The organism is Peribacillus sp. BM1, from assembly GCF_056679975.1.
Map to the genome: position 1 here is coordinate 2,689,653 of NZ_CM155259.1, position 13,413 is coordinate 2,703,065.

At 38.4% G+C, this 13,413-nt stretch carries 11 protein-coding genes; all 11 read left to right on the forward strand.

Going from position 1 to position 13,413, the window contains the following annotated elements; genetic code table 11:
* The first annotated feature begins 45 nt into the window (after positions 1-45).
* The 11 genes from pgsA to AC1MGI_RS12960 all read left to right on the forward strand — a co-directional run bounded on the left by pgsA (position 46) and on the right by AC1MGI_RS12960 (position 13,318).
* A complete protein-coding gene (gene pgsA / locus AC1MGI_RS12910; protein ID WP_480345602.1) occupies positions 46-630 on the forward strand; it encodes a CDP-diacylglycerol--glycerol-3-phosphate 3-phosphatidyltransferase in 585 nt (194 codons plus the stop codon).
* 21 nt (positions 631-651) lie between these two features.
* Positions 652-1,890, forward strand: coding sequence for a competence/damage-inducible protein A (locus AC1MGI_RS12915; RefSeq protein ID WP_480345603.1), 1,239 nt, complete (start codon positions 652-654; stop codon positions 1,888-1,890).
* A gap of 543 nt (positions 1,891-2,433) precedes the next feature.
* A complete protein-coding gene (recA, locus tag AC1MGI_RS12920; protein ID WP_480345604.1) occupies positions 2,434-3,480 on the forward strand; it encodes a recombinase RecA in 1,047 nt (348 codons plus the stop codon).
* 369 nt (positions 3,481-3,849) lie between these two features.
* A complete protein-coding gene (gene rny, locus AC1MGI_RS12925) occupies positions 3,850-5,412 on the forward strand; it encodes a ribonuclease Y (protein ID WP_480345605.1) in 1,563 nt (520 codons plus the stop codon).
* Positions 5,413-5,674: 262 nt separating this feature from the next.
* Positions 5,675-6,472 carry a TIGR00282 family metallophosphoesterase gene (locus AC1MGI_RS12930; protein WP_480345606.1) on the forward strand — a complete coding sequence of 266 codons (798 nt, stop codon included), beginning with the start codon at positions 5,675-5,677 and terminating at the stop codon, positions 6,470-6,472.
* A 336-nt stretch (positions 6,473-6,808) separates the two neighbouring features.
* A complete protein-coding gene (gene spoVS, locus AC1MGI_RS12935) occupies positions 6,809-7,069 on the forward strand; it encodes a stage V sporulation protein SpoVS (protein ID WP_480345607.1) in 261 nt (86 codons plus the stop codon).
* Positions 7,070-7,199: 130 nt separating this feature from the next.
* Positions 7,200-8,135: a dipeptidase gene (locus tag AC1MGI_RS12940; RefSeq protein ID WP_480345608.1), complete on the forward strand. Its 936-nt coding sequence runs from the start codon at positions 7,200-7,202 to the stop codon at positions 8,133-8,135.
* Between the two features lie 706 nt (positions 8,136-8,841).
* Entirely contained in the window at positions 8,842-9,882 is a 1,041-nt protein-coding gene (tdh, locus tag AC1MGI_RS12945; protein WP_480349786.1) for an L-threonine 3-dehydrogenase, read from the forward strand.
* A 43-nt stretch (positions 9,883-9,925) separates the two neighbouring features.
* On the forward strand, positions 9,926-11,104 hold the full coding sequence (locus AC1MGI_RS12950; RefSeq protein WP_480345609.1) for a glycine C-acetyltransferase: 1,179 nt from the start codon (positions 9,926-9,928) through the stop codon (positions 11,102-11,104).
* 241 nt (positions 11,105-11,345) lie between these two features.
* Positions 11,346-12,887 (forward strand): tRNA (N6-isopentenyl adenosine(37)-C2)-methylthiotransferase MiaB, encoded by a 1,542-nt coding sequence (gene miaB, locus AC1MGI_RS12955; protein ID WP_480345610.1) that lies wholly within the window; start codon positions 11,346-11,348, stop codon positions 12,885-12,887.
* 2 nt (positions 12,888-12,889) lie between these two features.
* On the forward strand, positions 12,890-13,318 hold the full coding sequence (locus tag AC1MGI_RS12960) for a YlbF/YmcA family competence regulator (RefSeq protein WP_480345611.1): 429 nt from the start codon (positions 12,890-12,892) through the stop codon (positions 13,316-13,318).
* Positions 13,319-13,413 lie beyond the last annotated feature (95 nt).

Consider the following 13,413-nt stretch of genomic DNA (forward strand, 5'->3'; position numbering starts at 1 on the left):
ATAAAGAAATGAATCTTATGCTATTCAACTTTGGAGGGTACTATTGTGAATTTGCCAAATAAAATAACAATATCAAGAATTATCTTAATACCTATTTTTGTAATTATTATGCTCGTACCTTTTTCTTGGGGTGAGTTAATGCTGGGGGACTACATTCTTCCAGTTAATCATTTGGTAGGGACTATACTTTTTATTCTTGCTGCTTCAACAGACTGGGTGGATGGACACTATGCCCGCAAATATAATATGGTCACAAACCTTGGGAAATTTCTCGATCCTCTTGCTGACAAATTACTCGTTTCAGCAGCTTTAATTGTATTAATTGATTTGGATTTAATGTACAACCAATCATGGATTGCTATTGTCATTATTAGTAGGGAGTTTGCCGTTACAGGCTTAAGGCTAGTGCTTGCGGGAACGGGTGAAGTAGTTGCCGCCGATATTTTAGGGAAAATAAAAATGTGGGCACAGATTGTAGCTATATCAGCGTTGTTATTACATAATATTCCTTTTGTTTTGGTTTCATTCCCATTCGCTAATATCACTTTATGGATTGCTTTGGTTTTTACTGTTTGGTCTGGATGGGATTATTTCGCAAAAAACAAAACTGTATTTATTAATTCTAAATAATTGAATTTGTGAGGGATGGAAATGAACGCAGAAATCATCGCGGTTGGATCTGAATTACTACTAGGTCAAATAGCCAATACAAATGGGAAGTTTTTATCTAAGCAACTAGCAGAAATAGGAATTAACGTTTATTTTCATACTGTTGTAGGTGATAATAGTGAACGGCTTCAATCTGTTATCGAGATTGCAGAATCTCGTGCTGACTTCATTATTTTTACAGGCGGACTTGGACCAACAAAGGACGATTTGACGAAAGAAACGATTGCCCGTCATTTAGGAAAAAATCTTGTTTTTGACAATCATGCTTTAACAGATATCCAAGCGTATTTTACAAAGACTGGACGGGAAATGACAGAAAATAATAAAAAGCAGGCACTCATTTTAGAACATGCGGATGTACTTGCAAATGATCATGGAATGGCCCCTGGCATGATTCTTACTTTAAAGGATAAGACATATATGTTACTACCCGGACCTCCAAAAGAGTTGGAGCCTATGTTTTTAACATATGGGTATAAAAGGTTAATGGAAAAGCTAGATAAACAAGAACGCATTGAATCAAAGGTACTGCGCTTTTTCGGAATTGGCGAGTCATTGCTAGAGACGAAGATAGATGACTTGCTTGAAAATCAAACCAATCCGACGATTGCTCCACTTGCAGGCGATGGTGAAGTGACGCTAAGGATTACCGCTAAACATGAGTCAAAAGAAATATGTGATCAGCTGATTAGCGAAGTTGAAACGGAAATAATGAAACGTGTGGGAGACTTTTACTATGGAAGCGACCAGACTTCTTTAATTAAGGAACTGGTAAAAGAGTTAACTGCAAGGGGTATGTCAATTGCCGCTGCAGAAAGTTTGACAGGTGGTATGTTCCAAGAGCAATTAACGACAATTCCAGGAGCTGGTAAAGTCTTTAAAGGCGGAATTGTTAGCTACACAAATGATGCTAAATCTAGTCTGCTACAAATTCAAGATGCAACTATTTCCACATTCGGTGTCGTAAGTCAGCAGTGTGCAATCGAAATGGCCGAAAATATTCGAACACAGCTTGATGCAGATATTGGGATCAGCTTTACTGGAGTAGCGGGTCCTGATGAACAGGAAGGGAAGCCTGTAGGGACCGTTTTTATTGGCATGGCTTTTCGCAATGGGATTTCGAAAGTTGAGAAACTAAATCTCGCTGGTAGCAGGGCACAGATCAGAATAAGAAGTGTAAAAAAAGGTTGTCATTATCTATTGAATCATCTTTCTACCTAATTTTACAAGAGAATGTCTCATAGGGTGAAATGAGGCATTCTCTTTTTGTTTTGGGAATATTAAACAATACCTTTGTGGGGAATTATTTAGCTTGCAGAAGCAACAAGGACTAAAGCAAGCCACAAATTGCATCATTTTATAATACTGCATTAATTTTCAAAAAGATCAAAATTGTATTATTAAAGCTTTTATTAATGGAAAATGGAATTTTTGCTAGACAGAAATGCTGTTTTTAAGTTATTATTGCTTTAGAAATAAACGAATGAATGTTCGTTTTTTGCTTGGCAAATGAAAGAAAAGAGTATATAGTAGAGATAGACATCAAAGAGGGAATTAAGCGAGTATTTTAGATGGATGAAAGATAATCACAAATAGAAATGCATGAAGTATTCTTACTTTCTTCCATTCTTTTTTAGAAGTCGAATTAGTACAGAAGTTTGGATATTACCCTAGCATACAAAGCCTGGGAAAGAGCTACTGCTTTATTTTAAAAATTTATTATCTAATCAGCTAAGCTGATTAACTTATAGAGGAGGAACTTGAGTGAGCGATCGTCAAGCGGCACTAGAAATGGCATTGAAACAAATTGAAAAACAATTTGGTAAAGGTTCCATCATGAAGTTAGGAGAACAAACAGATAGAAGAATTTCAACAATTTCAAGTGGTTCATTAGCATTGGATGTAGCTTTAGGAGTGGGTGGATATCCACGAGGCAGAGTGATTGAAATATATGGTCCAGAAAGTTCTGGTAAAACAACGGTTTCCTTACATGCGATTGCAGAGGTTCAGGCTAATGGGGGCACAGCTGCATTTATTGATGCAGAGCACGCTTTGGATCCCGATTACTCACAGAAACTCGGAGTCAACATTGATGAGCTATTGCTATCACAGCCAGACACTGGTGAGCAGGCACTTGAAATCGCAGAAGCATTGGTCAGAAGTGGTGCGGTAGATATTATCGTCATTGACTCTGTGGCGGCACTCGTTCCTAAAGCTGAAATTGAAGGCGAGATGGGAGATTCTCATATGGGTCTTCAAGCTAGGATGATGTCACAGGCACTTAGAAAACTATCTGGTGCAATTAATAAATCCAATACCATTGCTGTTTTCATTAACCAAATCCGTGAAAAGATTGGTGTAATGTTTGGAAACCCTGAGACGACTCCAGGGGGCCGTGCTTTGAAGTTTTATTCAACAGTAAGGCTAGAGGTGCGCCGTGCAGAACAATTGAAACAAGGCAGTGATATTGTCGGTAACAAAACAAAAATTAAAGTCGTTAAAAACAAGGTAGCTCCTCCATTCAAACAAGCAGAAGTAGATATTATGTATGGTGAAGGAATTTCCAGAGAAGGCGAAATCATTGATATGGGATCAGAATTAGATATCGTTGAAAAGAGCGGGTCATGGTATTCCTATAACGGTGAAAGACTAGGGCAAGGGCGAGAAAATGCCAAGCTTTTCTTAAAAGAAAATAAAACTATTAAACTTGAAATAGCTCAGAAAATTCGCAATCATTATAATCTAGATGGTGAACATGTATTGCCGGCAGATAGTGAGGAAGAAAAGGAAGAAATGAGCTCGCTCGACTAATTGTGTCAAAGAAAAGAAGCCTGATGAAAAACTAGGCTTCTTTTCTTTGTATATATGGTTTAGACTGGCAATTTTTGGTCAAAAATAATAATATAGCTTAGCAAGGCTAATTCGATGATCAGGCAAAATAATTAAGCTTGTAAGGATATTTTCTAATTTTTTTGGAACCGTTCTGAATATTCATGTATAGAGTCTTTGCAAACTCTTGACAATAAAATTTCTCAACTATACAATTAACATGTATATTTTACATTTTTTAAAATGAAGAATTTTGAAAAGCCAAGTGCTGTATATTGAAGTCATGTACAATGTACTTGCCGACAGTTCAACTTTATTAAGTAAAAGTTCATAGCAAGGGGAGGTGAAACGATGGAACCTATTCAACTCATCATCTCCAGTTTGCTTGGCCTATTCGTCGGTGCAGTTGTTAGCTATTTTGTTTTTAAGAATATTACTCAAAACAAAATAGCAGGGGCGAGAAATTCTGCTGAACAAATTCTTGAAGACGCAAAACGGGAAGCAGATGCTCTGAAAAAAGAAGCCCTATTGGAAGCAAAGGATGATATTCACAAAACTCGTTCAGATGCCGAGCGTGAAGTTCGAGAACGAAGATCTGAATTACAAAAACAAGAAAATCGATTATTACAAAAAGAAGAAAACCTTGACCGTAAAGATGAATCGTTAGATAAACGTGAAACTCTTTTGGAAAAGAAGGAAGATTCTCTTGACCAAAGACAACAGCATATTGAAGAGATGGAAAGCAAAGTGGATGAGATGGTTCGTAAGCAGCAAACAGAGCTTGAGCGTGTATCAGGCCTGACTCGTGATGAAGCAAAAGCCATTATTATTGATCGTATCGAAAATGAGCTGGCACACGATATTGCCCTTATGATTAAAGAAACAGAGAACCGTGCAAAAGAAGAAGCTGACAAAAAAGCAAAAGATATACTCTCACTTGCAATTCAGCGTTGTGCTGCTGATCATGTTGCTGAGACCACCGTTTCAGTAGTCAATCTTCCAAACGACGAGATGAAGGGTCGTATTATTGGTCGAGAAGGCCGGAATATTAGGACTCTTGAGACGCTTACGGGAATCGATCTTATTATTGATGATACGCCTGAAGCAGTAATCTTATCTGGATTTGACCCAATAAGACGTGAAACAGCTCGTCTAGCACTAGAGAAGCTTGTACAGGATGGTCGTATCCATCCAGCACGAATTGAAGAAATGGTGGACAAAGCAAGACGTGAAGTGGACGAGCACATCCGAGAGATCGGAGAGCAAACCACATTTGAAGTAGGGGTCCACGGATTGCATCCTGACCTTATTAAGATTCTGGGTCGTTTGAAATTCCGTACAAGCTATGGTCAAAACGTCTTGAAGCATTCTATAGAAGTTGCACACTTAACTGGTTTATTAGCTGCTGAGTTAGGTGAAGACGAAACGCTTGCACGTCGAGCAGGACTTCTTCACGATATCGGAAAAGCAATTGACCATGAAGTAGAAGGTAGCCATGTAGAGATTGGTGTAGAATTGGCCACGAAATATAAAGAACACCCAGTCGTTATCAATAGTATCGCTTCTCATCATGGTGATACTGAACCGACATCGATTATTTCTGTACTAGTCGCTGCTGCAGATGCTTTATCAGCAGCAAGACCAGGTGCCAGAAGTGAGACGCTTGAAAACTATATCAGAAGACTCGAAAAGCTGGAAGAGATATCTGAATCCTATGATGGAGTGGAAAAATCATTTGCCATTCAAGCTGGTCGTGAAGTACGAGTTATGGTAAAACCAGAACAAATTGATGATCTGGGGGCACATCGACTTGCAAGGGATATCCGTAAGCGGATAGAAGAAGAGTTAGATTATCCAGGACATATTAAAGTAACCGTGCTACGTGAAACAAGAGCAGTTGAATATGCAAAATAAACAAAGCGTTTGGGCCATTAAGGTCCAACGCTTTGTTTTTCTTTTAAAGTGTAAGTAAAAGTGATTTAAAATGGATTTTGGTGTCGAGATTTCGATCTGTGGTATTGGTCATTATGATTATGTTGAAATAACTAGTTTTTTGTATCGGATGGTCGGCGACGATTTTTCTAAGTGGTTATCCACGTAAAAGACCAGGAAATGAAATGTGGTACAATAGGAAAGAATAAATGATTAAAGTTTGGTTTTTGGAAAGGAATTAACTATGAAATTGCTTTTTGTTGGAGATGTAGTCGGTTCGCCAGGAAGAGATATGGTGAAAGAGTATTTACCGAAAATCAAGGAGAAATATCGACCGCAAATTACCATTATTAATGGGGAAAATGCTGCTGGGGGTCGCGGGATTACCGAGAAGATCTATCGGCAATTCCTTGAAGCTGGAGCTCAGGCTGTGACGCTTGGTAATCATGCTTGGGACAACCGTGAAATTTTTGAATTTATTGAATCTGCAAAGAATTTAGTACGTCCTGCAAATTTTCCAGAAGGAACCCCAGGTGCAGGGATAAAATATATCAAGCTAAATCAATTAGAGATTGCAGTGATTAATTTACAAGCAAGAACGTTTATGCCTGCTTTGGATTGCCCATTCGTTAAAGCAGAAGAGCTTGTAGAAGAAGCTAGAAAGCGTACACCGATAATTTTTGTTGATTTTCATGGCGAAGCTACGAGTGAGAAACAGGCGATGGGTTGGTTCCTCGATGGGAAAGTGTCTGCAGTTGTAGGTACTCACACACATGTTCAAACGGCAGACAATCGTATTCTTCCTCAGGGCACAGCTTATTTATCTGATGTTGGGATGACGGGTCCGTATGATGGTATTCTTGGAGTGGAGAGAGACGCTGTCATCCATCGTTTTTTAACAAGTCTACCTGTGCGTTTTGAAGTACCAAAAGAAGGAAGAACAATCTTAAGTGCAGTCATCATAGAGATTGATGAAAAAACTGGAAAAGCAAACAAAATAGATCGATTATTAATAAACGACGATCATCCGTTTTTTCATTAATCATTAAAACAGCCTTGCGTAAGCGGGCTGTTTTTCACGTTTTCCTGCATTAACGGATAGTAGCATCTTTATGCTAGGGTTTTATGTAGGGGAATTTGAAGAATTCGAATAGAGAAAACTGTCCGTAAATGCCCGATTGATCGAAGCGTTTGCTGCGATCTTAGCGACAGTAGAACGGGACTAACCATTAGTGAAAAGGCTGTCGCTAATGGAAGTTTCACTTTATTTTCCTATCTTGTCATACCTGTATTTATTCATGAATATAGTAGCAGTGGATAGAGTCATACCTTTTGAGCCACATTTCAAACAGGTAAGGGAAAACAAGGAGGGCTAGGAATGGAAATATTAAAGGTTTCAGCAAAATCTAATCCTAATTCTGTAGCAGGCGCCCTAGCCGGGGTTCTAAGAGAAAGAGGATTCGCGGAAATACAAGCTATTGGTGCAGGGGCGTTAAATCAAGCTGTCAAGGCAGTAGCAATCGCAAGAGGATTTGTAGCTCCTAGTGGAATGGACTTGATTTGTATTCCTGCCTTTACAGACATTAAGATTGATGGGGAAGAAAGAACAGCAATAAAACTGATCATAGAACCAAGATGAAAATAAAATTCAGAATTTCCTGTTTGGATAGCCAAGCAGGTTCTTTTTATGAAAGAAATGGCGTCAATATGCCTATTAACTATCTGATCTCCTGTATAAAAAAGAGAAAGGAAAGGAAAGGAATCACAACATGAAAATATTCGATGCTCATTGTGACGTTCTGATGAAAATGTTTAGTGACGCGACTATTTCCTTTCATGATCAAGCCAAGTTAGATATAACATATGAATCATTAAAAGAGAACGGAGGAAAAGTTCAGTGCTTTGCCATATACATACCTGAAAAAGTTCACCCTGATCTACGTTTTATGGCGGCTTTGTCTATGGTTGAGTTGTTTGTTAGTAAAATCGTTTCATTGCCACAAATAAGATGGATCCGTACGAATGAAGACATTCAAAATCTTAAAGTTGATCAAATTGGAGCCGTTTTAACACTTGAAGGATGTGACTGTATCGGTGCAGACATATTGAAACTCAAGACTTTACTAAGGCTTGGAGTTCGTTCAGTGGGACTTACTTGGAATTTCGCGAATATGGTGGCAGATGGTGCTAAGGAGTTAAGAGGAGCGGGTTTAACAAGATTTGGTGAAAATGTGATTCAAGTATTAAATGAGTATAAAATTTGGACGGATGTTTCCCATTTATCAGAGCGGGCGTTCTGGGATGTAATTGAACGGGCACATGATATTATTGCTTCTCACTCGAATGCGTATAAACTTTGTCCGCATCGAAGGAATCTTCGAGATGACCAAATTTCTGCATTGATAAACAAAGGAGCACCGATTGGGATCACATTCGTACCTGAATTTCTAAAAAAAGATAAAAAAGCAACAATTACAGATGTGTTAAAGCATATTGATTATGTCGGTAGCCTTGGGGGACAAAAAAGTCTTGGCTTTGGTTCCGATTTTGATGGAATTGATGATAAAGTTTTAGGCTTAACAAATTATCGTGGATACTATGAATTAATCAATACCCTCACAAAGAACTACTCAGCTGATTTTGTTAAAGACCTATTGTTTAATAATTTTGTCAAGAAGTTTCCTTCTGATTCGCAATTTTGTTAATTAAACATGCTAGTGGGATGCTAAAATTTGAATTTAAAAAGAAGATCACATAAAAACAGACTATAACCTCATAGTCTGTCTTAATAAACGGTTTTAAAAACCTGCATTATTAGAAATTGTTACGGCAGCCACAATGATTTTTTCTGCGATGGCAGCAGAAGTTGAATGAAAATGAACAGCAGCAATTTTCTTTATGATGATCGTGATGATGGTTGTTATTAGAAGAATCTACGATGTTTTTTGTAGAACACTGGCATTTTTCTTTCTTTTTCTTCTTATCACAAGAACATGGTTTGAAGCATTTAGAGTGATTGGATTGGTTACAAGAACATTTATGACACGGTTTAAAGCAAGTAACCGGGCCAACTTCTTCAAATGACCGGATTCCGCAATTATGCTTTTGACCCATTTGTTTCCCTCCTTTATATGAGTGCTACAGTACAAGATATTGTATGCGTGCTTTGTAGTGTGGGTTTCAGGCATCAGCCCGTTAATAAGATAAATGTGCCAGTACAAATTACTTAGTAGCGATAAAGAAGTTCAATTCAATAGTTGCTTTTAGCGCAGAAAAGCATTACATCAAGAGCGAATTAATCAGATGAATGAATTTTTATGTAAAATATATGGAATCGCATGAATAAAATATGGACGTTTTACAATCCGTATTAAGTATTATCCTTGTTTTTATGTCGGGAGAGTGTACATGATGAATGGAAAAATGAAAGCGATTGTCAAGCATAAACGGGGGTATGGTGCTGAAATACAAACGGTCGACATTCCAAAGATTCATGATGGAGAGGTACTTATAAAAGTTAAAGCTACATCCATATGTGGTACGGATGTGCATATTTATACATGGGATGAATGGTCAAGGAGAAGGGTGAATCCACCTTATGTGTTTGGCCATGAATTTTCAGGTGAGGTAGTGGAAATTGGTGCCCATGTTACGAGTGTGAAAGTGGGAGATTTTGTATCTGCAGAAACCCATATTGTCTGTGGAGCATGCCTACAATGCTTAACAAGTCAATTTCATATATGTAAAAACACAAAAATAGTAGGTGTGGATACACAAGGATGCTTTGCGGAATATGTAGCACTGCCACAAGGAAACTTGTGGAGAAATCCAATTGGTATGCACGTAGATATTGCATCCATTCAAGAGCCGTTGGGCAATGCAGTTCATACAGTATTATCTGGGGATGTAGCAGGAAAAACTGTGGCGATTATTGGTTGCGGTCCGATTGGATTGATGGCGATTGCTGTAGCCAAAGCGGTAGGTGCATCAACCGTTCTTGCTATCGATATAAATGATTATCGATTAAAGTTGGCGGAAAAAATGGGTGCGACACATGCCATTCATTCCAAACTCCATGATCCAATAGCTTACGTAGAACAGCTTACCAATGGTAGCGGTGTCGATGTTGTTTGCGAAATGAGTGGACATCCAACAGCTATCAAGCAAGGATTTAAAATGATCACAAATGGTGGCCGTTTATCGATATTAAGTTTACCTTCAGAATCTGTAGAAATTAACATAACCGAGGATATTGTATTTAAAGGCATTACCGTGCAAGGAATCACAGGTAGACTTATGTTTAAAACGTGGCATCAGGTTTCAAACTTGTTAGCATCAGGTCAAGTTAATATTGGCCCATTGATTACTCATCATTTTCCATTAATAGAATTTGCAAAAGGCTTTGATTTAATGATAAAAGGGCAATGTGGAAAAGTAGTTTTACATCCGTAACCAGATTAATAGATTGTCACCTTATATGTCAGGAGGAATAGAGATGAAGGGTTTTGAATATTTGCAAAAAGAATTAGATACTATGCAAAAGCAAGGTGTATTTCGAAGTTTAATTGAATTAGAATCCGAACAAGGATCAAAAGTTATGATTGAAGGAAGAAGTGTGATTCAGCTTTCTTCAAATAACTATCTAGGTTTATCCAATCACCCACGTTTGAAAAAAGCAGCAATGGTTGCAGTTGAGCAATTTGGAGCTGGGACAGGATCTGTCCGTACTATCGCAGGAACATTTACTATGCACAATAAACTTGAAGAAAAACTAGCAAAGTTTAAACATACTGAAACGGCTCTCGTATTTCAATCAGGATTTACAACGAATCAGGGCGTGCTTTCTGCTATTTTAACAGATGAAGATGTTGTTATTTCGGATGAATTGAATCATGCCTCTATCATTGATGGAATCCGATTAACGAAAGCGACGCGTAAAGTATATAAGCATGTTGATATGGAATCGTTAGAGCAGACACTAAAAGAAACGCAAGAGTATCGAAAAAAACTAATCGTCACAGATGGAGTATTTTCGATGGATGGAGATATCGCTCCCCTTCCTGTAATTGTCGAACTGGCGGAGAAATATGATGCGCTGGTTATGGTTGATGATGCGCATGGATCAGGTGTATTAGGGGAGAACGGCCGAGGAACTGTTAACCATTTCGGTCTGGATGGCCGAGTGCATATTCAGGTAGGTACGCTTAGTAAGGCAATTGGGGTACTTGGTGGATATGTTGCAAGCACAAGAACATTAATCGATTATTTAATTCATAAGGGCCGTCCATTTTTATTCAGTACGTCGCACCCGCCTGCTGTAACTATGGCTTGTATGGAGGCGGTGGACGTGTTGTTGGAAGAGCCCGAAAGGATTGAAAAGCTTTGGAATAATGCCGAATTTTTAAAGGAAGGCTTGAACACATTGGGGTTCAATACGGGACACAGTGAAACGCCTATAACACCTGTAATAGTTGGCGATGAAGGATTGTCTCATCAATTTTCGGATAAATTGCTTCAATATGGAGTTTTTGCACAAGACATTGCTTTCCCAACCGTAGCAAAAGGAAGGGCCCGAATTCGAACAATTGTAACGGCTCAGCATACGAAGGAAGAATTACAACTAGCGTTGAAAGCTTTTGAAAAAGCTGGAAAAGAGCTTGGGATTATTCAATAAGAGGGGTTTCCTATAAGATAGGGACAGACTACGACAATTACTACTGCCAGTTTAAAGACGTAAGTAACATGATAGGAGCGGTGAAACCTTTTGGAATATCCTTAATCCATGGCTGAAATCCGAATAAAAAGGATAAAGGATTGTTGAAATTCCTTTAATAGTTTAAAATGGTATGTTGTAAGTCAAGAATAATAGGATGTATGAATGGTACATGCAAATGGAATTGAAAGAGGGGATATTCTTGAACGAAAAACAACGCCTGGAAACGCAACAAATAACTGCTGAAAAGCCAGCGGACAAAAAATCCGAAAAGGACTACAGCAAATATTTCCAAGCTGTATACGTTCCACCTTCCTTGAAGGAAGCGAAAAAGCGCGGCAAAGAAGAAGTGAAATATGATCAATTTGCCATCCCAGAACAATTAAATGGAATGGGCGAGGGTCGTAAGTTTTTTATTCGTACATACGGCTGTCAAATGAATGAACATGATACAGAGGTTATGGCTGGTATTTTTATGGCATTAGGATATGAACCAACTGACACAGTTGATGATGCCAATGTAATCTTGCTTAATACATGTGCAATTCGAGAAAATGCAGAGAATAAAGTGTTTGGTGAACTTGGACATTTAAAATCATTGAAACTGGAAAAGCCGGATTTATTACTTGGTGTATGTGGCTGTATGTCACAAGAAGAATCAGTTGTAAATCGAATTCTATCGAAGCATGGTTTCGTTGACATGATTTTTGGTACACATAACATCCATCGATTGCCTCATATTTTACATGATGCCTATATGTCCAAGGAAATGGTCATTGAAGTATGGTCTAAAGAAGGCGACGTGATTGAAAACCTTCCTAAAATCCGTAAAGGGAAAATAAAGGCTTGGGTTAATATCATGTACGGGTGTGACAAATTCTGTACCTACTGTATTGTTCCGTATACAAGAGGGAAAGAAAGAAGTCGTAGACCTGAGGAAATTATTCAGGAAGTACGTCATCTTGCAGCACAGGGCTATAAGGAAGTCACCTTACTTGGGCAAAACGTAAATGCTTATGGAAAAGATTTAGAAGATATCGAATACGGGCTAGGAGACCTTATGGACGAAATACGCAAGATCGATATACCGCGTGTTCGATTCACAACAAGCCACCCACGAGATTTTGATGATCATTTAATTGAAGTTCTTGCAAAAGGTGGCAATCTTCTCGAGCATATCCATTTACCCGTCCAATCTGGAAGCAGTGATATTTTGAAAATCATGGCTCGTAAATATACGAGAGAACAGTATTTGGAGCTTGTAGGAAAAATTAAAGCAGCGATTCCAAATGCTACATTAACAACGGATATTATTGTCGGTTTCCCAAATGAAACAGATGAACAATTCGAAGAAACGTTATCATTGTTCCGTGAAGTCGGATTCGATGCAGCGTATACGTTCATTTATTCACCACGCGAAGGGACTCCAGCTGCAAAAATGAAGGATAATATCCCAATGGAAGTCAAAAAAGAACGTTTGCAACGATTGAATGCACTTGTAAACGAATCGTCTGCTGAAAAAATGAAGGCATATGAAGGTCAAATTGTTGAAGTGCTTGTCGAAGGTGAAAGTAAAAATAATCCAGACGTTTTAGCCGGATATACGACGAAAAATAAACTAGTCAACTTCAAAGGACCTAAATCTGCAATTGGCCAAATTGTGAAAGTGAAAGTAATCGAAGCGAAAACATGGTCGTTAAAAGGTGATATGGTTGAAGAAGTGGCAGCGGTCAAAGGGGAATAAAGATGGCAAACTTTACAAAAGATGAAATTCTAGCTAAAGCAGCAGATCTAGCGAAAATGATTGCAGAAACAGATGAAGTTGACTTTTTCAAACGCGCAGAAGCGCAAATCAATGAAAATCAGAAAGTGCGTGAAATGATTGCGAGCATGAAAAGTCTGCAAAAGCAAGTTGTTAATTTCCGAAATTATGGAAAAGAGAAGGCTTATCAACAAACACAAAGCAAACTTACCGCAATTGAAGAAGAATTGGATGATTTACCAATTGTTCAGGAATTCAAGCAGTCACAGGTGGACGTAAACGATTTATTACAAATGGTTGCTTCACAGATTTCTAATCGAGTAACAGATATTATTATTGAAACGACTGAAGGCGATCTATTAAGTGGCGAAACGGGTTCTAAAGTGCGCGCAGGTGGTAATGGTTGTTCATAAATAAGACAGAGAGGATGCCCTAATTAGGGACATCCTCTTTCTTTTACCTGAAAACAGCGTGATATCATTACTAATTCTTGCTATCTACCGACTCC

Excerpts from the sequence above, each read along its gene's own strand:
- AC1MGI_RS12940 (WP_480345608.1), top strand. The coding sequence starts at position 7,200 with ATGAAAATATTCGATGCTCATTGTGACGTTCTGATGAAAATGTTTAGT.
- AC1MGI_RS12915 (WP_480345603.1), top strand. The coding sequence starts at position 652 with ATGAACGCAGAAATCATCGCGGTTGGATCTGAATTACTACTAGGTCAA.
- AC1MGI_RS12960 (WP_480345611.1), top strand. The coding sequence starts at position 12,890 with ATGGCAAACTTTACAAAAGATGAAATTCTAGCTAAAGCAGCAGATCTA.
- AC1MGI_RS12930 (WP_480345606.1), top strand. The coding sequence starts at position 5,675 with ATGAAATTGCTTTTTGTTGGAGATGTAGTCGGTTCGCCAGGAAGAGAT.
- AC1MGI_RS12950 (WP_480345609.1), top strand. The coding sequence starts at position 9,926 with ATGAAGGGTTTTGAATATTTGCAAAAAGAATTAGATACTATGCAAAAG.
- tdh (WP_480349786.1), top strand. The coding sequence starts at position 8,842 with ATGAATGGAAAAATGAAAGCGATTGTCAAGCATAAACGGGGGTATGGT.
- rny (WP_480345605.1), top strand. The coding sequence starts at position 3,850 with ATGGAACCTATTCAACTCATCATCTCCAGTTTGCTTGGCCTATTCGTC.
- spoVS (WP_480345607.1), top strand. The coding sequence starts at position 6,809 with ATGGAAATATTAAAGGTTTCAGCAAAATCTAATCCTAATTCTGTAGCA.